A 20992-nucleotide genomic window follows, 5' to 3' on the forward strand; every position below is an offset into this window, starting at 1 on the left:
AATGAAACGCTTCCTTCTCCCACTACTAGCTGCTCTTGCTTTACCTACTGCTGTAAAAGCTGAGGTAAGTTCTAATACTTCATCTAGAAAACCATTCATTTTAGAAAGACCATGCCCAAGTGAATTTAGTAGTAAATGGGAGTGTTGGGGTTTTCAAACAATGACTAGGCTAATAAATGCTTCTGCTATCAGTTACTGCGGAATAGAAAATGGATCCCTTGATAAAGAAGATTTCTGGGACTTTGCAATAGAACATGCTAAAAATAAATTTCCTCCTCGATCAAGAAGTCAAGCTCGAGAGGATATTATTGAACATATTCAAACAGATAGATTTGCTGTAATTAATGCGGCTCAATATAGACTAAAATTAGCGGGAGGATGCAATAATTTATTGAAAGATAATTATCCTTTATTACTAAGAGAAAGTTTGAATAATAATAGTCAAGAATATAATCATCACCAAGTCAAAAAGCAAAGACCTGCTTGGATGGTAGAGAAAATAAAAGGATGTTTTAAATATACAAATGATGAACAAAAAAACTATTGCATTAAAACCTATTCTCCATATGGCAATGCAATCCCAGGAAATCTGGATTAAAAATTAATTCATTTATTTTCACCAAAAATTTCTTAGGTCATATATACGAAGTAGCACGGTTGCATTGCCCCCCCATGCCATACAATACTTCCCTAAATAGAGACTTTGATGGATAATGAATTTATATCTGAACGAGTTATTCTAACTTCATTCGAACCTGAAATTTTCGCCGAGATACCATGCCACAACAGGAACCTAGCTACTGGCTAATAAAAAGTGAGCGCGACTAGCTATCACTGCGATCTCAAGGAATCATAATTTTTTACCCAAACTTTACCCAAACTTTTTTAAATTTGAAATTAATACTTTTGAAGATACTCGGCTGGTCATTATTTTGAATTTGAGAGTCTTTTTTGATCCTTAATCCGTACAATTTTGTTCCTCTAACCGCACACATAAAACTTGAGATTAACTATTCAAATGAATTAGAACATAAGTGTAGTCAAGAGGTAAGTCTTATGGCATTAAACGACACATTCACCATCCAAGAGATGGACTTGGATACAAAAGATCTTTCATACGATATTAAGGCGAAAGAACTTGAAGCTTACTGGAATAAAGAATGCGAAAAGCATCCTAGTAATAACCATTGCAAAATTTTTTGCGATTAATACTCAAACTTTTTAAGTATTCTTACGCTTGATTTTTATATATCATCCGTACTAAAGCATAGTCAGATAGAAAGGAGGAAAAGCAGATGACTAATTTAACTATAGAGATTCTATTTTGGGCAATTTTAGTTTCTTATCTGGGATTAAGATTTTCTAAAACCTGGGATGGCTTCAAAAAACAGTATTAATTAGGAGGGAAAAATGAAACTTCAAACACAATTCACAGTCCCCAAAAAAGGTCTGAGAGATCTTGATTATGTCAATAAAGTAGAAGTTTTAGAAGAAACTTTTAAGAGAGAATGTCAAGATTACCCAACTAAAGAAGATTGTTTAGTTTGTTGTAACTGACTATTCATTAATCGGTTTTCATAGCTTATAAATTTTAAAAATATTCATAAATTTTTAAGGAGAGGTTTAACTATGAAATTAAAATTCATGCCAACAAAAATTTTTAGAGAGACTCCAAAAGTGACATTCTTTGATGCAGGATTGGGGGCATCTAATGGTTGCGATGTGGTAATTCATTCTGAAGAAGCTATATCTCCTCCAGATGATTTTAAAGATGAACAATATTACGTTCACAATCATCAAATTGATCACAACTTAGTTATTACTGGGGAAAGAACATTTGTTTTAATAAATCCTGCATGGGATGAGCCTCATCATGTGATTTATTTAAATAGATCTATGGGAGCTTTAGAAATTCCTGTTGGAACTTATCACAGATCAATCTCAGGCAAAGAAGGTAGTATTGTTTTAAATCAACCCACAAGAGATAAATTTTTTGATCCAGCTAAAGAATTTATCCCACAAAAATTAGACCAAATAAGTTTAATAAAGGCAAGAAAAACTCCACCTGTTTATTGGGTTTGGAAAAATGATCAAATTAAGAGAGTTGGGTTTAATCCCCTAGAACGAAGAATTAAGACCCTTGCTTAATATGAACAAAACACAAAAAGGTATTTCAACCAAAATTAATAATTCAAAAAATCTGAATTTAATTATTAATTCTGATACGTATAAATTGGCTTATGAAGATATTGGTTTGCTCAACAGAAACGAAATGCGCGGAGTCAGAATGCTGCTTGAAATTACTAAACCAGATTTAATCCTAGAAGAAAATAAAATTCTTTCAACCATAATAATTTTTGGAGGCGCAAGTATTGCAGAAGAATCAAAAACAAAAGAGAAAATTGACGATATAAAAAAGTTAATTAAAAAAAATCCTTCATCGGTTTTGCTTAAACGAAATTTAAATAGATTAGAAAATTTGCTATCAATGAGTCACTATTATCAATCCGCAAGGGAGTTTTCTAAACTTGCTTCAATAAATAATCAAAGTAAATCCTGTAATTCTCATGTGATTGTGACTGGTGGGGGTCCAGGGATTATGGAAGCTGCTAATAGAGGTGCGTTTGAAGCAAATTGTAAATCTATAGGGTTAAATATCAGTCTTCCCAATGAACAAATCCCCAATGCTTTTATAACTCCAGGACTATGCTTTAAATTTAATTATTTTGCATTAAGAAAGATCCATTTCGTCATGCGATCAATAGGAGCTGTATTTTTTCCTGGGGGTTTTGGAACATTAGATGAATTATTTGAACTATTAACACTTCGTCAAACAGGAATGAAAAACAAAATCCCAATAATACTTTTTGGAAGAGAATATTGGGATAAGATAATTAACTTCGAATATCTAGCTGATCTTGGATTAATTTCAGATGAGCACTTAAATCTTTTTGAATATGCAGACACCGCATCCGAAGCATGGGAAATTATCAAATCATCAAATATCTCAGATTAGGATAGGTATCCAAAAAATAATGAAGTTCCCCCACACCACCCATCACTTTCCTAAATAGATTATTTGATAGATAATAAATTCATATTCACAGAAGTTACCCAAACTTTACTCAAACCCTATATTTTCGCCGAGATCCCATGCCACAACAGGAACCTAGCTACTGGCTAATGAAGAGTGAGCCTGATGCTTACAGCATAGATACTTTAAAAAATGAAGGTATGACCTTATGGGATGGGATAAGAAATTATCAAGCCAGAAATTTCATGAGAAATATGAATAAAGGAGATAAAGTATTTTTCTATCATTCGAACTGTAAACCTCCCGGCATTGTTGGTCTAATGGAGGTCATAGAACTAAATATTGTTGATCCTACACAATTTGATAAAGATTCAAAATATTTTGACCCAAAATCGAAACCTGAAAATCCGAGATGGGATTGTGTAAGAGTAAAATACATATCCAAATCAAATAAAATTCTAAGTTTACCTGAATTAAAAACTTTATTTAGTGGGGATGAGTTATTAGTTGTAAGAAAAGGTAATAGGTTATCTATATTGCCTATCAAAAATGATGTAGCAAAAATAATTCTAGAAAAAATATAAAATATTTTCTAGTCCTTAAAATTCATTGAAAACATATTTCCAATATAGAGTCTAGTTAAATCTCTATTATGAAATCCTTTTTGCATCAAAAAACCTGCTATCGCGGCTTGTAATATCCTGTATTGATCCCAATTAGGATGTTCTTCAACAAATTCCTTCAAAGCCATTTGAAGATTTTCTTGAAGTTCACATTTAAAACTAATTACTTCATCTTCTTGATTTAAAGCTATTGAATTTGCATCGTAATTTAACTCTTGCATATAAATAATTTATTGAAAATTAAAGTTTCAAGTTTCAGTTTTCTTCAAAATTACTAAATCGTCAACAAGTATCAATAAGAATCAGTCTCAGATAATAGAATAATGAGAATGCAGTAATCACAGGGGATATTAAAGAAAATAATTTTTTTAAAAAACTCCTAACTGAAATATAAAGAATTATATAAAATCGCAAGTTTTCCACACCCTTTCGGTCATAAGATTATTTTTATAAAAAAGTTGTGGAAAACTTGTGTAAAAAATTTTTAAGTACGGGGAAATATTTTTTAAAATTTCCAATTTTATTTATCTTTTATTCCATTGAATCCCACATGTTTTTTATTTCATAAAATAAATTTTGTGCTATTGGTATCGGCCAATACATTTCAAAAGACCTAGTTTGGTCTTGGCTTTCAAAAACAAACCTTAAACTCCATTCATTTTTTTTGCCTTTTAGCTCTATAAACCAGGGAAGTTGCTCTAATTCTATAGAAATAGACTCTTCATCCAATAATTCTTTTTTAATACCTAATAATTGTTTATTAATTCTTATAAGTAAAAGATAAAGTGAATGAAATTCATTCTTTTGTAGTTCAATTGACCAGTTATCAACACCAATTAAAAAGCAAAATTTGCCTTTTTTAAAATCTTTTAGTACTCTCCATCTTTTTTGATCTTTTAACAAAATCAACCAGGAAGCAAATCTGGTTGGTCTTGTTCGTCGCTTAGTTCAATAATTGATCTTTGAACAGGTTTGATAGTTGATTCCTCTAGTAATCCATCAAAATCATCAAAACGTCTTTGTTTAGCTCTAAAGGCAATTTTCACTGTAGTTAAATATCTATTAGTGGATTTTCTTATTAAGCTCTCACCTCTTTTTGCAAGATCATTAGAATCAAGTCCAGCATTATTTGATATGTTCATAAAAATTTTTTATTATAAATTATATTTTACATTTTATTGGACAGATTCAAAACATAAATTACAAAAAGAACTTAATTGATTCAAAAAAATCATATGGAAGAAAATTTATCTGGAACGCTTGCTATTGATTTAGGAAATACTAATACCGTAATTGCTTTTCAAGGTCAAAAAGATTCAAATTCTATTTTAGTTGAAATACCAAATATTACGTCATCTCCTGGAGTAATCCCTTCAGCAGTTTGGTTCGAGGAACCATCAAAAATATTGAAAATTGGTATCAGTGCTTTAGAGATGAAAGACAGCTCTAATTCGGATTTGTTTTTTCATTCTAATTTCAAAAGATTAATTGGAAATCATATTGAAAAAATTAATCAAAACAATATCTTAAAACCTAATGAATGTGGCGAAAAATTTTTTAAACTTTTGTTGGAAAGTATTCCTCAAAAATATGATGTAAAGAGACTTGTTTTGACTGCTCCTATTGACACGTACAAAGGTTATAGAGAATGGTTAATTAACCTATGCGAAGAAATATCTGTAGATGAGATAGCTATTGTTGATGAGCCTACCGCAGCAAGTTTAGGAATTAATGTGCCTTTTGGCTCCAAAATTATGACATTAGATATTGGAGGAAGCACAATAGATATGAATATAGTCAAGATAGAAGGAGGAGAAGGAAAATCTAGTCCAATAGCTGAATTATTAAAATTCAAAGGAAATGATGTAAGTTCAATTTCAAAACAAAAAGTTAGGTGTGCTGAAATAATCAGTAAAGTAGGCTCAAAAATTGGTGGTAAAGATATTGATCAATGGATCGTTGATTATTTTATTCCAGATAATAAATATGCAATTAATCTTTTAAAGGCAGAAGAAATAAAATGCAAACTCAGCTCATCTAAAATAAAATACGAAAATAAATATCCATTAAAATTTTTAATTGAACCAGATAAAGAACAAGAATTTTTCCTAAGTAAAGAAATATTTGAGAAAATCATTATTGATAATAATCTTCTAAATCACCTAAACTCTTTGCTCAAAAATTTATTAAATGAAGCAAGAGGAAATTTTTGCACTATTGATGACTTAAGCATAATTATTTTGGTTGGAGGGGGATCTCAAATTCCATTAATCAGAGAATGGATTACAAAAAAGATTTCAGAAATTCAAATAAAATCTCCTCCTCCTATTGAATCAATAGCTTTGGGAGCTTTAGCAATGACCCCTGGGGTAAAAATTAAAGACATTTTAACCAAAGGATTATCTATAAGATTATTTAATAGAAGAGAGCAGAAACACTTCTGGCATCCTATTTTTTACAAAGGTCAAACATGGCCAACTGAAAACCCATTTAAACTTATCCTTCAAGCCAGTAAAAATAATCAGAAAATATTCGAGATAATCATTGGTGAAACAAAAAAAGAAAGAGCATATGATGTGATTTTCGAGAATGGATTACCTAAACTATCAGAAGTACAAAGTGAAGAAGAAATTATAAAATGGAACAAAAAACCATTAAGAATCGAACTAAAAAATCAATCTAATATCGGAAAAGACAATTTAAAACTTTTCTTCAAAATAACAAAAAAAGCTGATTTATTAGTCAAGTGTTTTGATATTAAAGATGAGTTTTTAGGAGAATATAATTTAGGAAATATCTTCTAAAATAAAGCTATTCAAGAAAAACTCCTTCTTCATTATCAATATTATTTAGACGTAAACTGATACTTTCATTTTTACTAGTTGGAACTTTTTTGCCGCAAAAATCAGGATGAATAGGTAATTCTCTATGCCCCCTATCTACCATTACTAGCAACATCACTTTTTGAGGCCTACCCCATGAATATAGGGCATCAATTGCAGCCCTAATTGTTCTCCCTGTATAAATCACATCATCTATCAAAAGAATTTCTAGCTCCTCAATAGGCACTGGAATATCAGTTGCCTTTATTAGGCGAGTTCCAACTCTATTTTGATCATCTCTATAAAAAGTAGGATCAATTATTCCTATTTTTATTTTTACACCAGATTTAAAAAATAATTCTTTTTCAAGAACTTTGGCCAAATCAATCCCTCTAGTTGGTATTCCAACTAAAAGAAGATTATCGAGGTTTTTTACTTTTTCAATAATTTCAGAAGTTAAACGTGAAATTGTTTTTCTCAGCTCAACTGCATTAAGTATTATGACCCTCTTAGTTTTATTTGACATGATTTATCAATAAAAAAATTTGGTGCAATATTTTAATAAATTAGCAAAAGCTAACTATGTTAAATATAGATTGTTAAAGAGTAGCTTTTAAAGCTAAATTTAAGATTGGATCACTTAATAGTGAAATTGATCTAAATATGTCAAAGATTAGCAGCAAAAATATAAATAGAGTTACTGTTCCTCAGAGCCCTGTAGTTCTTGCAATTCTTGATGGATGGGGCTATCGAGAAGAACTATCACATAATGCTATAAAAAGTGCCAATACACCAATCATAGATTCATTATGGCATGCATACCCCCATACTCTTATAAGCGCAAGTGGATCAGATGTGGGGCTCCCAGATGGTCAAATGGGTAATTCAGAGGTAGGTCACCTTACTATTGGTTCGGGAAGAATAATCGAACAAGAACTTGTAAGAATTTCAAATGTTGTAAAGAATAATCAACTAGATATAGTTAATGAATTAAAGGAAATGGCTAATTCATTAAAGAAAAGCAATTCTACTTTACACATTACGGGATTATGTTCTGATGGAGGAGTACATAGTCATATAGATCATTTATTAGGTTTAATAAAGTGGGCATCTGATAATGGCCTCAAAAAAGTAGCAATTCATATTATTACCGATGGAAGAGATACGCCTGCAAAAAGTGCATCTAAATATCTAAATCAAATAGAGTCCTGCATAAAAAAATTCAATACAGGTGAGATAGCTTCTATATGCGGAAGATACTGGATAATGGATAGAAACCTCTTATGGGACAGAACAGAAAAAGCATATACTAATTTGACTAGTCCAGATATCAAAATAACAAATATTTCTCCTCAGGATTATATAAAAAAAAGTTATGGCAAAAACATAACTGATGAATTTATAGAGCCCATACGAATGTCTGAAAACTATCTTAAAGATGGTGATAAATTGATTTGCTTTAATTTCCGTCCAGATAGAGCCAGACAAATAATAAAATCTCTTTCAGAGAAAAAATTTTCAGATTTTGAAAGAAAAATTTTTCCAAATGTGGATATAGTTACATTTACTCAATACGATATAAATTTCCCTGTTAAAGTTGCATTTCCTCCTGAATCTCTCAATAATTTTATTGGACAAATAGTTTCAGATAACGGACTCAAACAATACAGAACAGCAGAAACAGAAAAATATCCACACGTAACATATTTTTTTAATGGTGGAGTAGAAATACCTTTACCTGGAGAAGAAAGACATTTAATTCCATCTCCAAGAGTCGCAACTTATGATATGAAACCTGAGATGTCAGCTGAAGAATTAACTATTAGTTGCTCTAAAGCAATTAAAAGTGGTAACTATGCTTTTATTGTAATCAATTTTGCTAATCCTGATATGGTGGGTCATACAGGTAATATGAATGCAACAATTAAAGCAATAGAAACAGTAGATAAATGCATAGGTCAAATAGTTAATGCTACTGGAGAAATGGGTGGAAGCATTCTTATTACTGCCGATCATGGTAACGCAGAGGTAATGAAAGGACCTGGAGGAGAACCATGGACGGCGCATACTATAAATAAAGTTCCATTAATTTTTGTTGAAGGTGAAAAAAGAAAAATTCCGAATATGGGAAATCAAATTAATTTAAGAGATAATGCTGGCTTAGCAGATATTGCACCCACTTTATTACAGTTATTAAATCTTCCAATCCCAAAAGAAATGACAGGAAAATCTTTAATTAAAGAGATTGAGTTAAAAGGTTATAATAAGGTCGTACAACACGTTTAAAGTTTATACGAGTCTTATTAAGCAATGATTCAAATTTTTAGTTGGATATGGGTATTTTCTGGAGTCATTCTGATACTTTTAGTTTTACTACATAGTCCAAAAGGTGATGGAATGGGTGGTATTGCTGCTAGTGGAAGCTCAATGTTCAATAGTGCGAGTAGTGCAGAGGCATCTCTCAACAAAATAACTTGGACTTTTCTAGTTATTTTTTTACTACTCGCAATTATTCTTAGCGCTGGCTGGATTTCATAAAGTTTGCATAAAAAAAGAGATCATATTAAATGATCTCTTAAGTTTAAAATTTAGTTTATTAACTATTTTTAGTTAATAATCAAAGTCACCACCCATACCTGGAGCTCCTGCTGGAGATGATGAATCTTTTTTCTCAGGTAAATCTGCAACTATACATTCAGTAGTTAGAACCATCCCTGCTATGGAAGCTGCATTTTGCAAGCCTGAACGAGTAACTTTTGCAGGATCAACTATACCAGCAGAAGACATATCTACATATTCTCCAGTAGCAGCATTAAATCCATCATTAAATGGTTTAGATTTCACATTTTCAGCTATCACAGCACCATTAGAACCTGCATTTTCTGCAATTCTCATTAAAGGCGCCGTGAGTGAAGCTTCAACAATGTTAGCTCCAATTAATTCCTCTCCCTCTAAATTTTTATCGGCCCAATCTTGGAGGATTGGAGACAAATGAGCAAGAGTCGTTCCTCCTCCAGGTACGATTCCTTCCTCAACTGCTGCCTTTGTTGCGTTGATAGCATCTTCAAGACGAAGTTTTTTGTCCTTCATCTCAGTTTCTGTTGCAGCTCCAACCTTAATCACTGCTACCCCTCCAGCTAATTTTGCTAGACGTTCTTGAAGCTTCTCTTTGTCGTAGGAGGAATCTGTTTCATCCATTTGCTTCTTAATTTGATCGCATCTAGCATTAACTGCTTGCTCATTACCCTCAGCTACTATAGTTGTAGTCTCTTTGTTGATAGTTATTCTTCTACCAGTTCCAAGCATTTCTAAAGTAGCATTCTCTAGTTTCAAACCTGCATCCTCAGTAATTAATTGACCATTAGTTAAAACAGCCATATCTTCAAGCATTGCTTTTCTTCTGTCACCAAATCCAGGAGCTTTTACTGCCGCAACATTTAGGACACCTCTCAGTCTATTAACAACCAGAGTGGCTAAAGCCTCTTTTTCTATATCTTCTGCGATAATAACTAATGGCTTACCTGTTTTTGCTATTTGTTCCAAAACAGGTACTAAATCTTGAACTAATGCGATTTTCTTATCAGTTAAGAGAATATATGGTTCATCTAAAACAGCCTCCATTCTCTCTGTATCTGTTGCGAAATAAGGTGAAATGTAGCCTTTATCAAAACGCATACCCTCAGTAACTTCCAATTCGGTAGTCATTGATTTTCCTTCTTCTAAGGAAATCACACCCTCTTTACCAACTTTGTCCATTGCATTGGCAATCATTTGACCTACCTCTTCATCATTTCCAGCAGCAATGGTTCCGCATTGAGCAATAGCATTACTATCACTGATAGGTTTGGAATTCTCCTGAATTTTATCAACAAGAAATTCAGTGGCTTTATCGATCCCTTTTTTCAAGGTGATCGCATTAGCGCCAGCAGCGACGTTTCTCAACCCTGCTTTAACCATAGCGTGCGCTAAAACAGTGGCAGTTGTAGTGCCATCACCAGCAGCATCATTTGTTTTTGATGCGGCTTGTCTGATTAATGCGACCCCAGTATTTTCAATGTGGTCCTCTAATTCAATCTCTTTTGCGATTGTTACACCATCATTAATAATTTGTGGAGCACCAAATTTTTTCTCAAGTACAACATTTCTCCCTTTTGGTCCAAGCGTTACAGCCACAGACTCAGCAAGGATATCGATTCCTCTCTCGAGCGCTCTACGAGCTTGCTCATTGTAAATAATTCTTTTAGCCATGTTTAGGCAGCAATTTAATAATAAGTTTTAATAATTTTTGAAACAAATATTTTAGCCAACTACAGCTAAAATATCTTTTTCTGAGAGTAGGACGTATTCGTCTCCTCCCAATTTAATGTCTGTTCCAGCATATTTGCTGTACAAGACTTTATCGCCAATACTCACTTCTGGAGTTTGACGAGAACCATCTTCATTAAGTTTCCCAGGGCCTACCTGAGCAACTTCTCCCACCTGTGGTTTTTCTTTGGCTGTATCAGGCAAAAGAATGCCCCCAGCAGTTTTTTCCTCAGATGCGGAAACTTTAATAAATATTCTATCTCCCAGTGGTTTTACTGTAGAGACTGTAAGTGAAACAGCTGCCATAGATTAATGGAGGATCATGATTGAGACGCTTTGCGTCGTAAAAATAGAAAGAGAAATTCTCTATCCGTATCATCAACAACATAATCCGCTAAGCAGCAATTAAACCATACTTGAACTGTGCGGGTGGCCGAACCCATTTAACGAATCTACCCATGAGATGGTAGTATTTTCGGATTATGAGCTGTTTAAATCAGCTAATTATCACCAAATTAATAAAAAAATGGTAGCAACCCCATCAACTTCTTCACAAACAAAAGGCGTAGTACGACAGGTAATCGGTCCAGTTCTAGATGTAGAATTCCCAGCTGGTAAATTGCCTAAAATATTAAACGCATTAAGAATTGAAGCAAAAAATCCTGCAGGACAAGAAATAGCTCTCACAGCAGAGGTTCAACAGCTCCTTGGAGACCACAGAGTCAGAGCAGTGGCTATGAGTGGCACAGACGGTCTTGTAAGGGGCATGGAAGCGATCGATACAGGTGCACCAATATCTGTACCAGTAGGAGAAGCAACTTTAGGAAGAATATTTAACGTTTTAGGAGAACCAGTAGACGAACAAGGACCTGTTAAAACTAGTGATACTGCTCCAATTCATAGAGCCGCTCCAAAATTAACTGATTTAGAAACTAAGCCAAAAGTTTTTGAAACAGGAATTAAAGTTATAGATCTTTTGGCGCCCTACAGACAAGGAGGTAAAGTAGGATTATTTGGAGGGGCCGGTGTCGGGAAAACAGTTCTTATTCAAGAATTAATTAATAATATTGCGAAGGAACATGGTGGGGTTTCTGTTTTTGGAGGTGTAGGAGAAAGGACTAGAGAAGGTAACGATTTATATGAAGAATTTAAAGAATCAGGAGTTATTAATGCAGATGACTTAACGCAGTCAAAAGTGGCTTTATGTTTTGGGCAGATGAATGAGCCACCCGGAGCAAGAATGAGAGTAGGCTTATCCGCACTCACAATGGCCGAACATTTTAGAGATGTAAATAAACAGGATGTTCTACTTTTTGTCGATAATATTTTTAGATTTGTTCAAGCTGGCTCTGAAGTATCAGCTTTACTAGGGAGAATGCCCTCGGCAGTTGGATACCAACCGACTCTTGGAACTGATGTTGGTGAATTACAGGAGAGAATTACATCTACATTAGAAGGGTCAATAACATCAATTCAGGCTGTTTATGTACCTGCTGATGACCTAACTGACCCTGCTCCAGCAACAACCTTTGCCCATTTAGATGCCACCACTGTACTTGCGAGAGCTCTCGCGGCTAAGGGGATTTATCCAGCAGTTGATCCATTAGACTCAACAAGTACTATGCTTCAACCATCTGTTGTTGGAGATGAACATTACAAAACAGCTAGAGCTGTTCAATCAACTTTGCAAAGATACAAAGAACTGCAAGATATCATTGCAATTCTTGGTTTAGATGAACTTTCTGAAGAAGACAGATTAACAGTAGACAGAGCCAGAAAAATTGAGAAATTCCTTTCCCAACCTTTCTTCGTAGCAGAAATATTTACAGGAATGTCTGGAAAATACGTAAAATTAGAGGAAACCATAGCTGGTTTTAATATGATTTTGTCAGGTGAACTAGATGATTTACCAGAACAGGCATTTTACTTAGTTGGTAACATTGATGAAGTAAAAGCTAAGGCTGAAAAAATTAAGTCAGAAAAATAAATATTTATATTTTCTTATTTAACCTTCAATAATTCTTAAATAAATGGCAATTTCTCTTAAAGTTTTAGCTCCTAATAAAAATGTTTATCAAGGTGAAGCTGAAGAAGTTATCCTTCCTAGTACTACCGGACAACTTGGAGTACTTCCAGGACATATTTCTTTGGTTACGGCTATAGATATCGGCGTTTTGAGACTAAGAATGAATTCTCAGTGGAAATCAATAGCTTTAATGGGGGGCTTCGCTGAAATTGAATCAGATGAAGTCATAGTTTTAGTAAATAATGCGGAAATTGGTTCTGAAATTAATGTTCAAAATGCTGAGCAAGATCTTAAAGAAGCAAAAATAGCGATTAGTAAATTCTCTGAAAATGAAAAAAATCCAGAGAAAATAAAAGCCTTGAAAGAGATTTCGAAGGCTGAGGCTAGGATTCAAGCTGCAAAGAACTAATTTTTAAGCTGTTCCACAAAAAGTAACTTCAGGAAACTTTAACTTGGCTTCTTCTAATTTTTTTGTTTTACCCTCTTCTTGCCAATAATTTATTACTTCTGTAGCTTTATTCAATATTTCCACTCTTTCATTATCTGTAATCCAACCTTTATTCTCTAGTTCACTTTTTAATTTTTCCCAGGCATCATCCCTTGGCCAAAAGTAATAAGCAGTGAGAGGGCTTGGGCCTCCCCCCACTATTTGATCAACAGCTAAAGCAACGTTATCAGGTAACCACAATACTTTAATAATGAATCTTCCTTCATCAGGTTTAGGGGTATAACCAGTAGGTACTCCGTCTTCATCAATTGTGGCAGCCGCCAATACAGCTGTAGCACCCATCATTCCTGAATTAGGAGAGGAATCTTTAGACTTTGAGTCATCACTATTGTTTTTCTTTGAATTTTGATTTAACTTATCAGAAGAGGTCATTCAATTATTTATGTTTAATAAATAATTTATCAGTTAATGGTCACATTTTGATTGGTTTATTCAAAAATTCTTGATTTTAATTATTGATATTTTCTAAACATAATTATTATCTTATTATCTATCATGTGAAACTTGATAAAAATTATAAATTGTAGCTTCTAATGAATCCCAAAGATCTTTAGGAATATCGTTTTCTTCTGCAAACATTCCAAGCTGACTAGCCAAGCCTCTTGCTTGAGAGAGTTTCGAATCGTATGAATCTGATTTATTCATTTTTGAACATTAAACTTTATAAAAATAAATCTATTAATTAGATAAGTCAAATTTTAAAATTCTAAATCAGAAATTTCTTTTAGCGCAGCAATACTCAAAACTTCTGGATTTGTATCTTTGACTAGAACATCATCTTCAATTCTTATCCCAATGCCTTTCCATTTATCATCAATAAGAGGTTGTCCCTCAGGGACTGGGATCCTATCGCTTATATAAATCCCGGGTTCTACTGTAAGAATCATTCCATTCTGTAATGGCACTTCATAGTCTCCCATTCTGTATGCTCCAACATCATGAACATCTAGGCCAAGCCAATGTCCAGTTCTATGCATGTAAAGATGTTTATAAGATTGATTCTCAATTATCTCTTCGGTACTGCCCGCTAATAAACCAATTTCTTTTAATCCTTCTATCAAAATTGTTAAAGCAACATTATGCACAGTACTAGAATTTGATCCAGTTATGGCACTTTTAATTGCCTTTTTCTGCGCACTCAATACAATTTCGTAAATAACTTTTTGCTCTTTAGAAAATTTTCCACCTATTGGGATGGTTCTTGTTATGTCTCCATTGTAATAATCAGTTAGTGAGCAGCCAGCATCTACCAACAATAAATCCTTCTTATTCAATGGTGAGTTATTTGAAGTGTAATGCAAAATACATGCATTATCTCCTGAAGCAACAATAGAGTTATAGGCAGGTCCTCTTGCCCCTTTTTCCAAAAAGAATCCTTCTAGAAGACCCTGAATTTGCCTCTCATTTTTCTTTGATGAGATAGATTCTCTTACTAGTTCATGAGCTTCTGCTGAAATTTGTGTAGCCTCTCTCATTCTATTTATTTCAAATTCACTTTTAATTAATCTCATCTCATTTAAATAAATTTCTGGAGATTTTATAGAATTTGCACCAATTCCCAATCGAGAGCGATTTTCAAGTTGTTCTGAAAATATCTCCAGTACTATTTTTTCAACTAATGGATTTTTACCAATTGAAAAAACAATTTCATCAGAACCATTTATATAACTTGGCAGTAAATTTCCTAGTTCATTAATTGAATGAGCCTTATCAGCATTAAACTCTTTTTCAGCCCCTTCTAAACCCCATCTAAAGCCATGCCAAACTTCACTAATAATATCTTTAGGAGCAACGAACAAAATAAATCTCTCACCCTTTGGCTTATGGGATAAGAAGAGAGCGATTGCATCCGGTTCATCAAAACCAGTTAAATACCAGAAATTACTCTCTTGTCTAAAAGGATATTCGCAATCAGCATGATGTTTTACAAGAGTAGCCCCAGGGATAATTGCTGCTTTTCCATCTAATTTATCTAGGAATATTTCTCTTCTTTCTTCAAAAACCTTATTGTTAGATTTAGACATAAATTGTGTATTGGCGTGTTTAGAAAAAAAATGGAAGAATGAATTGAACAGATTTGGATTTGCTCTATCTTAATGGAACCAAGCGTTTACGGTTTAATTTTACTAATAATAATTATATTAATAGGCTCTGCCTGTTGTTCGGGAGTAGAAGCGGCTTTTTTAGCTGTAAATTCAATAAGAATTATTAAAATAGCCTCAAGACAAAAGCCAAAAAGTTCTGCGAATCAACTCCTTAAACTCAGGAAACATCTTGGAAGGACATTAACTGTAATTACTATTACTAATAATGGATTTAATATAATTGGAAGTCTTATTTTAGGTGTATACGGAGCATTAGTAATCAATAGTAATTATGGATTAACCTTTTTTTCAATTGCCTTTTATATATTAGTTGTCTTAGTTGGAGAAGTACTTCCTAAAGCTCTTGGTACAAGATTTTCAGTTCAAATAGCATTATTATCCGTTCCTATCTTGAGAATATTAAATACTTTAATGAGGCCATTCTTAATATTAATAGAGCAAATATTTCCAGTTATTACTGAAGAAAACGAAATTTCAACTGATGAAGAAGAAATTAGGCAAATGGCAAAAATTGGGAGTCAGAAAGGCTTGATAGAAGCTGATGAGGCAGCAATGATATTTAAGGTTTTCCAACTAAATGATTTAAAAGCAAAAGATTTAATGATCCCTAGGGTTTCAGCACCTTGTCTTGATGGGTATTCGAATCTTGATGAAATTTCAAAACTTATAATGTCTGACAGCTCTCCATGGTGGGTTATTTTGGAAGATAAAGTTGACAAAATACAAGGGGTAGTTAAACGTGAAAAAATACTAGAAGAATTAATTAATGGGGAAAATAAAAAATTATTATCAGAAATTTGCGAGCCTGTGGACTACATTCCCGAAATGATAAAGGCAGATCAATTATTAACGAGATTTGACAAGAATCATAAAGGAGTGAAAGTAGTAGTAGATGAATTCGGGGGATTCGTGGGAATTATTGGTGCAGAAGCTGTGTTATCTGTATTAGCCGGTTGGTGGAAGAATAAATCATGAAACAAATGAAAATTAATAAAAATTACTTTCTTTTAAAAAATTGGTGGGAGACAATTGATCTTACCAACTATGAAAAGAGTTTTTTTAATAGAGAAATAATTTCTTTTAATCAACAACTTATTAGACTCAAAGAACAAAAAATAAGAATTGGAGTATATGGTAAATCAGGCGTAGGCAAATCATCTGTCTTAAATTCTTTATTAAAAAAAGACATATTCAAAACAGGTATTATCAATGGGACCACAAGAGAAATTCAATCGCAGGGTTGGACTGTTAAAGACCAAACACTCAATAGTTTAGAGTTGTTAGATTCTCCAGGATTTGATTTCTGCGATATTAAATTCCCAGATAAAATTTACTCTTGTATAAATCATTCAGACCTCATTTTATTTTTAGTTTCGGGGGATTTAAATAGAAATGAGTTAAGCGAAATCAGGTCTTTTATAAAAGATGGGAAAAAAATTATTGTAATTTTAAACAAAATCGATCTATTTAATAAAAATGAATTAAAAGAAATAATTGAAAATATAAAGTCTAAGCTTCCGAAAGATTTAAATATTCCGATAATTATTAATCATGAAAACAATCTTAAAAATTACATAACAAAAACAATAAATCAATATGGTGAGATATTATTAACACTAAATTCTATTCAATTGGCTGACAAATTGTTTCTGCGAATAAAAGAGCAAAGATTGAAAAGAAGGCAGAAATTAGCTCAGTCAACTATTGGTAAATTTTCGACTATAAAAGCATCAGCAGTAGCTCTTAATCCTTTTATTTTAGTTGATGTAGCTGGTAGTTTTGCACTAGATACTGCATTGATTAGCGAGTTAAGTAAGATTTACGGCTTAAAGTTGAAAGGTGAATCTACAAGAAAAATATTTAAAAATATATCCATTAATAATTTATTTTTAGGAGTCACTCAAGTAGGAGTCAATACATCTTTTAACCTTATAAAGAAAGTAGTTCTATTAACAGCACCTTTTACTAACGGGCTTTCATTATTACCCTATGGACCCATCGCAATTATTCAAGCAGCTATCGCCATTCATTCTACAAAAATCCTAGGGAAACTAGCAGCAAAAGAGATATTTATAAGAAGCAAAGCTTCTTTTATAGATCCATCCACTATGATCCAAAATATGACTTTTAGTGACCCAGAGATTTTTAACCACATAAATATTTATTTTACAAATAGAAATTTAAATAATAATTTTGTAAGCATTCTGCCTTAAAACTTAAATGGGAAAAAGCATTGCATTATTTGGTACTAGTGCAGATCCACCTACCATTGGGCATAAAAAAATACTTGAAGAATTATCCAAAATATATACCTTTACTATTAGTTATGTGAGCAACAACCCCAACAAAAATCACAAAGAAGATATCTCGATTCGTAGCCATTTATTAAAGACTCTTATTGAAGATTTAGATAATCCTAAAATTTTATTTGATCAAAATGTTAGTAGTCAATGGGCAGTAGAGTCAATTAATAAATGTAAAAGAATTTATAAATTTAATAGTTTAGATTTTGTTATTGGGAGTGATTTAATTAAAGATATTTTTTACTGGAAAAATTTTGATAAAATAAATGATGCTGTTAATTTTTTATTAATTTTAAGAGAGGGATATCCTGTTGAATCAAATACTCTTAAAATGTTAGAAACTTATAAAGTGAAATTTAAGATTTCAACTATAAAAATCCCAAACATTTCAAGTTCTAAGTTCAGGTCAAATTTTAATTATTCTAATTTACCAAGTTCATTAATAGATTTTGTTAAAAAGAATAATTTATATGAATCCACTAAACTAATTGAATGAAGTTTTTACTTGCTCAAATTAATCCAGTTGTTGGTGATTTAGAGGGTAATGCAAAAAAAATACTTTTTACTGCTTCGAAAGCTAGCTCAACTGCAACTGATTTAGTTCTTACTCCAGAATTATCATTATGGGGATATCCAGCAAATGATCTACTTCTAAAAAAAAATTTACTCAACAATCAATATCAAATTCTTGACCAATTAGCTCTAGATATTAATCAAAAATATGGAAACTTGAGTATCACAGTAGGTATAGCTGAAATAATAAATGATTCTTTTTTCCCAAATCTTTATAATTCTATTGCATTGGTTGAGCGCGGTGAATGGAAAATAATTGCTCGTAAAATTATTCTTCCCACCTATGAAGTATTTGATGAGAAAAGATACTTTAGATCAGAAGAAAAAGTGTCTGTATTAACAAAAGAAATTAATAATAAAACTTGGCGACTTGGCTTTACTATATGTGAGGATTTATGGGTCAACAAAAATATAGAAGGTAGAGGAATTCATAAAAAGAATCCTATTTTTGATTTAAAGAAAAAAAAAGTTGATATTCTAGTGAATTTATCGGCCTCCCCATATACCTTCAAAAAGTTAGAGCTAAGATCCAAAGTTTCCAGTTTTGCTGCTCAATATCTTCAAGTACCACTAATATATGTTAATCAGATTGGGGCAAATGATAATTTAATTTTTGATGGAAATAGCTTTATTCTTGATAAGAATGGATCAAGAATTAAGCAATTAAAATCTTTTTCAGAAGACTTCTCCAGTTGGAACATTGATCAAACAAAACCTCAAAAAAATAAATTTGAAAAGTCTGAGATGTCATCAATTTTTGATGCATTAGTCCTTGGTGTAAAGGATTATGCTCAAAAATGCGGATTTAAAACAGCTTTAATTGGGCTAAGTGGTGGCATTGATTCAGCACTAGTTTCAGCAATTGCTACAGCTGCACTTGGTAGTAATAATATTTATTGCGTCTCAATGCCCTCTAAGTGGAGCTCATCTCATTCAAAGAGTGATGCGAAAGATTTAGCGAGAAGATTAAAAATCAATTTCAGTAGCATCCCAATTGAAAACTTGATGAGCTCTTTTGAAGAGTCTTTTATAAAAACCATATCTTTCAAGATGGCTGAAATAACAAATCAAAATATTCAATCAAGGATCAGAGGAACGCTTCTGATGGCTTTAGCAAATCAAGAAAAGCATTTATTACTTTCAACAGGAAATAAATCAGAGCTAGCTGTAGGATATTGCACACTTTATGGTGATATGAATGGGGGATTATCGGTAATTGGGGATTTATATAAAACTAATGTTTTTAAATTATGCAATTGGCTTGATAGTGAAGATTCAATTAATCATAGAAAATCATATATGTTAGATACTAATGTAAATATAATTGGAGAAAATATACGTACGAAAGCTCCAAGTGCCGAATTAGGTCCTGACCAATTTGATACTGATTCTCTCCCACCTTATTCTATTTTAGATAATATTCTTAAAGGTATTATTGAAGAGAAAAAAGATTTACAGCAACTAGAAGAAGATGGTTATAAAAAAGAATTAATTTTAAAAATAATCTCACTTATAAAAAAAGCGGAATTCAAAAGAAAGCAGGCTCCCCCTATTCTTAAGCTAAGCAGTCAATCGTTGGGAAGTGACTGGAGAGTTCCAATTGCAATATCTTATTAATCACTGTAATAACACTGTTGAATTTTCTTCAAAGGCCGCTTAACTGAATCAAGGTTGATACCTTTTTTGATAGCAAGAATTATGCCTGCAGCTTCTAAATAATTATCCACTTCAAAAAGATTGGGATAATCATAAAAATTATTAGTAACATTTAATGTATTTTGATTTTTTACAGAGATAATATTTAAACCTTTTTCAATCCCTGCTAGTACTGCTTCTCCACCTAATGCACCATTAGGAACAACAATAGATTCAATCTGATCAGGGTGTATTGAGGTTAATTCATTTTTAGCAGGCAATTCAACAATGTCAGGGGCATTACTTAACCCAATCAGGACTGATGGCAAAAAGGTGTATCCTATTTCTTCTGCAGATGCACGAGGATCTAAATTTTCATTCAATTCAATTGGATTTAAAGCAGGTGCGTGAGCACAAGGAACTTTTAAGAATTTGCTTATTAAATGACTTATAACTGCTTCGACTCCAGCGATAGGGTCAACCCCTTTTCCCTCTCGATAAATATTTGTTTCCGAAGAATCTGAATCATCTGGAAATTTTGACACAATTGCTATTGCCGTAACTCCTTTTTCTATTAAACATTTTCCAGCATCAATAAGAGTATCAGGATTCTCAATTATGCCACCACTGATTTTTGACGAATCAGAATCAATAACTATGTTTAATGGCTTTTTTGTAATCACATAAGAATGAACATTAATCCCTAAAGTAGAAACACATGCATCAGCAACTTGTAAATGTCTTACTAATATTTCACTTTCAATGGCTGAATCAAAAATTATCCCAATTTTCTGTTGGTTTATCCTTTTTAAAGCTATTTCTCCTTTAGCAAGTCGGTCTAAATTATAACCTTCAACATAAAAAATATTCTCATCTTTTTCAGAAAGAGTACCGCCATTCATAACATTTGGATGAGTAATTAAACATCCACTTGCCGATGCTAGTAATTTAGCGGTAGGAAGTGCATCCCCAGCAAAACCTCCTACTTCACAACCAATACCAGTTGGAATAATGAATATTGTTGGTGAATTTTTCATTAATAAAAATATTCCAATTTA

At 32.5% G+C, this 20992-nt stretch carries 25 protein-coding genes; 15 read left to right on the top strand and 10 right to left on the bottom strand.

Annotated features, from left to right (window positions below; all coding sequences use genetic code 11):
- Nucleotide 1: 1 nt before the first annotated feature.
- The 6 genes from HA144_RS07955 (at nucleotide 2) to HA144_RS07980 (ending at nucleotide 3618) form a co-directional block, all read left to right on the top strand.
- Nucleotides 2-598, top strand: coding sequence for a hypothetical protein (locus tag HA144_RS07955; RefSeq protein WP_209043527.1), 597 nt, complete (start codon nucleotides 2-4; stop codon nucleotides 596-598).
- A gap of 353 nt (nucleotides 599-951) precedes the next feature.
- Entirely contained in the window at nucleotides 952-1209 is a 258-nt protein-coding gene (locus HA144_RS07960; RefSeq protein ID WP_209043811.1) for a hypothetical protein, read from the top strand.
- Nucleotides 1210-1410: 201 nt separating this feature from the next.
- Nucleotides 1411-1557: a hypothetical protein gene (locus tag HA144_RS07965; protein ID WP_209043528.1), complete on the top strand. Its 147-nt coding sequence runs from the start codon at nucleotides 1411-1413 to the stop codon at nucleotides 1555-1557.
- A gap of 72 nt (nucleotides 1558-1629) precedes the next feature.
- On the top strand, nucleotides 1630-2148 hold the full coding sequence (locus tag HA144_RS07970; RefSeq protein WP_209043529.1) for a hemagglutinin: 519 nt from the start codon (nucleotides 1630-1632) through the stop codon (nucleotides 2146-2148).
- 1 nt (nucleotide 2149) lies between these two features.
- Nucleotides 2150-3016 (top strand): LOG family protein, encoded by an 867-nt coding sequence (locus tag HA144_RS07975; RefSeq protein WP_209043530.1) that lies wholly within the window; start codon nucleotides 2150-2152, stop codon nucleotides 3014-3016.
- A gap of 137 nt (nucleotides 3017-3153) precedes the next feature.
- Nucleotides 3154-3618, top strand: coding sequence for an EVE domain-containing protein (locus HA144_RS07980; RefSeq protein ID WP_209043531.1), 465 nt, complete (start codon nucleotides 3154-3156; stop codon nucleotides 3616-3618).
- A gap of 8 nt (nucleotides 3619-3626) precedes the next feature.
- Here HA144_RS07980 and HA144_RS07985 read toward each other — a convergent pair whose 3' ends face one another.
- The 3 genes from HA144_RS07985 to HA144_RS07995 all read right to left on the bottom strand — a co-directional run bounded on the left by HA144_RS07985 (nucleotide 3627) and on the right by HA144_RS07995 (nucleotide 4799).
- Nucleotides 3627-3878 carry a DUF2811 domain-containing protein gene (locus tag HA144_RS07985; protein ID WP_209043532.1) on the bottom strand — a complete coding sequence of 84 codons (252 nt, stop codon included), beginning with the start codon at nucleotides 3876-3878 and terminating at the stop codon, nucleotides 3627-3629.
- A 310-nt stretch (nucleotides 3879-4188) separates the two neighbouring features.
- Complete coding sequence (locus HA144_RS07990) at nucleotides 4189-4560, bottom strand: DUF1818 family protein (RefSeq protein WP_209043533.1); 372 nt, start codon at nucleotides 4558-4560, stop codon at nucleotides 4189-4191.
- 2 nt (nucleotides 4561-4562) lie between these two features.
- Nucleotides 4563-4799: a DNA-directed RNA polymerase subunit omega gene (locus tag HA144_RS07995; protein WP_209043534.1), complete on the bottom strand. Its 237-nt coding sequence runs from the start codon at nucleotides 4797-4799 to the stop codon at nucleotides 4563-4565.
- A 93-nt stretch (nucleotides 4800-4892) separates the two neighbouring features.
- Here HA144_RS07995 and HA144_RS08000 point away from each other — a divergent pair, with 93 nt between their 5' ends.
- Nucleotides 4893-6461 (top strand): Hsp70 family protein, encoded by a 1569-nt coding sequence (locus HA144_RS08000; RefSeq protein ID WP_209043535.1) that lies wholly within the window; start codon nucleotides 4893-4895, stop codon nucleotides 6459-6461.
- A gap of 7 nt (nucleotides 6462-6468) precedes the next feature.
- On the opposite strand, the gene pyrR is transcribed toward HA144_RS08000, so the two are convergent.
- Nucleotides 6469-7005, bottom strand: a complete 537-nt coding sequence (pyrR, locus tag HA144_RS08005) for a bifunctional pyr operon transcriptional regulator/uracil phosphoribosyltransferase PyrR (protein ID WP_209043536.1) — start codon at nucleotides 7003-7005, stop codon at nucleotides 6469-6471.
- Nucleotides 7006-7142: 137 nt separating this feature from the next.
- Between pyrR and gpmI the strand changes: the two genes are divergently transcribed.
- Nucleotides 7143-8765, top strand: coding sequence for a 2,3-bisphosphoglycerate-independent phosphoglycerate mutase (gpmI, locus tag HA144_RS08010; protein ID WP_209043537.1), 1623 nt, complete (start codon nucleotides 7143-7145; stop codon nucleotides 8763-8765).
- A 24-nt stretch (nucleotides 8766-8789) separates the two neighbouring features.
- Nucleotides 8790-9017, top strand: a complete 228-nt coding sequence (secG, locus tag HA144_RS08015; RefSeq protein WP_209043538.1) for a preprotein translocase subunit SecG — start codon at nucleotides 8790-8792, stop codon at nucleotides 9015-9017.
- Nucleotides 9018-9089: 72 nt separating this feature from the next.
- Here the strand turns inward: secG and groL are convergent, their stop codons facing one another.
- Both groL and groES read right to left on the bottom strand, forming a co-directional pair.
- The gene (groL, locus tag HA144_RS08020) at nucleotides 9090-10727 is read right to left on the bottom strand and encodes a chaperonin GroEL (protein WP_209043539.1); all 1638 of its coding nucleotides are present in this window, start codon (nucleotides 10725-10727) and stop codon (nucleotides 9090-9092) included.
- 51 nt (nucleotides 10728-10778) lie between these two features.
- On the bottom strand, nucleotides 10779-11090 hold the full coding sequence (gene groES / locus HA144_RS08025; protein ID WP_209043540.1) for a co-chaperone GroES: 312 nt from the start codon (nucleotides 11088-11090) through the stop codon (nucleotides 10779-10781).
- A gap of 220 nt (nucleotides 11091-11310) precedes the next feature.
- On the opposite strand from groES, the gene atpD reads away from it, so the two are divergent.
- Both atpD and atpC read left to right on the top strand, forming a co-directional pair.
- Nucleotides 11311-12771 carry a F0F1 ATP synthase subunit beta gene (gene atpD / locus HA144_RS08030; protein WP_209043799.1) on the top strand — a complete coding sequence of 487 codons (1461 nt, stop codon included), beginning with the start codon at nucleotides 11311-11313 and terminating at the stop codon, nucleotides 12769-12771.
- 43 nt (nucleotides 12772-12814) lie between these two features.
- Complete coding sequence (atpC, locus tag HA144_RS08035) at nucleotides 12815-13219, top strand: ATP synthase F1 subunit epsilon (RefSeq protein WP_209043541.1); 405 nt, start codon at nucleotides 12815-12817, stop codon at nucleotides 13217-13219.
- Between the two features lie 3 nt (nucleotides 13220-13222).
- Here the strand turns inward: atpC and HA144_RS08040 are convergent, their stop codons facing one another.
- The 3 genes from HA144_RS08040 to HA144_RS08050 form a co-directional block, all read right to left on the bottom strand.
- A complete protein-coding gene (locus tag HA144_RS08040; protein WP_209043542.1) occupies nucleotides 13223-13690 on the bottom strand; it encodes a 30S ribosomal protein PSRP-3 in 468 nt (155 codons plus the stop codon).
- Between the two features lie 114 nt (nucleotides 13691-13804).
- The gene (locus tag HA144_RS08045; protein WP_209043543.1) at nucleotides 13805-13963 is read right to left on the bottom strand and encodes a hypothetical protein; all 159 of its coding nucleotides are present in this window, start codon (nucleotides 13961-13963) and stop codon (nucleotides 13805-13807) included.
- Nucleotides 13964-14016: 53 nt separating this feature from the next.
- Entirely contained in the window at nucleotides 14017-15342 is a 1326-nt protein-coding gene (locus tag HA144_RS08050; RefSeq protein WP_209043544.1) for an aminopeptidase P N-terminal domain-containing protein, read from the bottom strand.
- Between the two features lie 72 nt (nucleotides 15343-15414).
- Here HA144_RS08050 and HA144_RS08055 point away from each other — a divergent pair, with 72 nt between their 5' ends.
- The 4 genes from HA144_RS08055 to HA144_RS08070 are packed head-to-tail and all read left to right on the top strand — an operon-like array spanning nucleotide 15415 to nucleotide 19916.
- On the top strand, nucleotides 15415-16398 hold the full coding sequence (locus tag HA144_RS08055; protein ID WP_209043545.1) for a CNNM domain-containing protein: 984 nt from the start codon (nucleotides 15415-15417) through the stop codon (nucleotides 16396-16398).
- The gene (locus HA144_RS08060; protein ID WP_209043546.1) at nucleotides 16395-17636 is read left to right on the top strand and encodes a GTP-binding protein; all 1242 of its coding nucleotides are present in this window, start codon (nucleotides 16395-16397) and stop codon (nucleotides 17634-17636) included. Before HA144_RS08055 ends, HA144_RS08060 begins: the two co-directional genes overlap by 4 nt.
- A 7-nt stretch (nucleotides 17637-17643) precedes the next feature.
- The gene (locus tag HA144_RS08065) at nucleotides 17644-18222 is read left to right on the top strand and encodes a nicotinate-nucleotide adenylyltransferase (protein ID WP_209043547.1); all 579 of its coding nucleotides are present in this window, start codon (nucleotides 17644-17646) and stop codon (nucleotides 18220-18222) included.
- Nucleotides 18219-19916, top strand: coding sequence for an NAD+ synthase (locus tag HA144_RS08070; protein WP_209043548.1), 1698 nt, complete (start codon nucleotides 18219-18221; stop codon nucleotides 19914-19916). Before HA144_RS08065 ends, HA144_RS08070 begins: the two co-directional genes overlap by 4 nt.
- Here HA144_RS08070 and HA144_RS08075 read toward each other — a convergent pair.
- The gene (locus tag HA144_RS08075) at nucleotides 19913-20971 is read right to left on the bottom strand and encodes a DUF3326 domain-containing protein (protein ID WP_209043549.1); all 1059 of its coding nucleotides are present in this window, start codon (nucleotides 20969-20971) and stop codon (nucleotides 19913-19915) included. The two genes, HA144_RS08070 and HA144_RS08075, sit on opposite strands and share 4 nt — an antisense overlap.
- Nucleotides 20972-20992 lie beyond the last annotated feature (21 nt).

The sequence above is a fragment of the Prochlorococcus marinus XMU1404 genome (assembly GCF_017696175.1).
Classification (GTDB): Bacteria; Cyanobacteriota; Cyanobacteriia; order PCC-6307; family Cyanobiaceae; genus Prochlorococcus_A; species Prochlorococcus_A marinus_X.

Bases quoted from the DNA above. Each gene is read 5' to 3' on its own strand.
- HA144_RS07955 (WP_209043527.1), top strand. From the start codon at position 2: ATGAAACGCTTCCTTCTCCCACTACTAGCTGCTCTTGCTTTACCTACT.
- HA144_RS07965 (WP_209043528.1), top strand. From the start codon at position 1,411: ATGAAACTTCAAACACAATTCACAGTCCCCAAAAAAGGTCTGAGAGAT.
- HA144_RS07970 (WP_209043529.1), top strand. From the start codon at position 1,630: ATGAAATTAAAATTCATGCCAACAAAAATTTTTAGAGAGACTCCAAAA.
- HA144_RS07975 (WP_209043530.1), top strand. From the start codon at position 2,150: ATGAACAAAACACAAAAAGGTATTTCAACCAAAATTAATAATTCAAAA.
- HA144_RS07980 (WP_209043531.1), top strand. From the start codon at position 3,154: ATGCCACAACAGGAACCTAGCTACTGGCTAATGAAGAGTGAGCCTGAT.
- HA144_RS07985 (WP_209043532.1), bottom strand. From the start codon at position 3,878: ATGCAAGAGTTAAATTACGATGCAAATTCAATAGCTTTAAATCAAGAA.
- HA144_RS07995 (WP_209043534.1), bottom strand. From the start codon at position 4,799: ATGAACATATCAAATAATGCTGGACTTGATTCTAATGATCTTGCAAAA.
- HA144_RS08000 (WP_209043535.1), top strand. From the start codon at position 4,893: ATGGAAGAAAATTTATCTGGAACGCTTGCTATTGATTTAGGAAATACT.
- pyrR (WP_209043536.1), bottom strand. From the start codon at position 7,005: ATGTCAAATAAAACTAAGAGGGTCATAATACTTAATGCAGTTGAGCTG.
- gpmI (WP_209043537.1), top strand. From the start codon at position 7,143: ATGTCAAAGATTAGCAGCAAAAATATAAATAGAGTTACTGTTCCTCAG.
- secG (WP_209043538.1), top strand. From the start codon at position 8,790: ATGATTCAAATTTTTAGTTGGATATGGGTATTTTCTGGAGTCATTCTG.
- groL (WP_209043539.1), bottom strand. From the start codon at position 10,727: ATGGCTAAAAGAATTATTTACAATGAGCAAGCTCGTAGAGCGCTCGAG.
- groES (WP_209043540.1), bottom strand. From the start codon at position 11,090: ATGGCAGCTGTTTCACTTACAGTCTCTACAGTAAAACCACTGGGAGAT.
- atpD (WP_209043799.1), top strand. From the start codon at position 11,311: ATGGTAGCAACCCCATCAACTTCTTCACAAACAAAAGGCGTAGTACGA.
- atpC (WP_209043541.1), top strand. From the start codon at position 12,815: ATGGCAATTTCTCTTAAAGTTTTAGCTCCTAATAAAAATGTTTATCAA.
- HA144_RS08040 (WP_209043542.1), bottom strand. From the start codon at position 13,690: ATGACCTCTTCTGATAAGTTAAATCAAAATTCAAAGAAAAACAATAGT.
- HA144_RS08045 (WP_209043543.1), bottom strand. From the start codon at position 13,963: ATGAATAAATCAGATTCATACGATTCGAAACTCTCTCAAGCAAGAGGC.
- HA144_RS08050 (WP_209043544.1), bottom strand. From the start codon at position 15,342: ATGTCTAAATCTAACAATAAGGTTTTTGAAGAAAGAAGAGAAATATTC.
- HA144_RS08055 (WP_209043545.1), top strand. From the start codon at position 15,415: ATGGAACCAAGCGTTTACGGTTTAATTTTACTAATAATAATTATATTA.
- HA144_RS08060 (WP_209043546.1), top strand. From the start codon at position 16,395: ATGAAACAAATGAAAATTAATAAAAATTACTTTCTTTTAAAAAATTGG.
- HA144_RS08065 (WP_209043547.1), top strand. From the start codon at position 17,644: ATGGGAAAAAGCATTGCATTATTTGGTACTAGTGCAGATCCACCTACC.
- HA144_RS08070 (WP_209043548.1), top strand. From the start codon at position 18,219: ATGAAGTTTTTACTTGCTCAAATTAATCCAGTTGTTGGTGATTTAGAG.
- HA144_RS08075 (WP_209043549.1), bottom strand. From the start codon at position 20,971: ATGAAAAATTCACCAACAATATTCATTATTCCAACTGGTATTGGTTGT.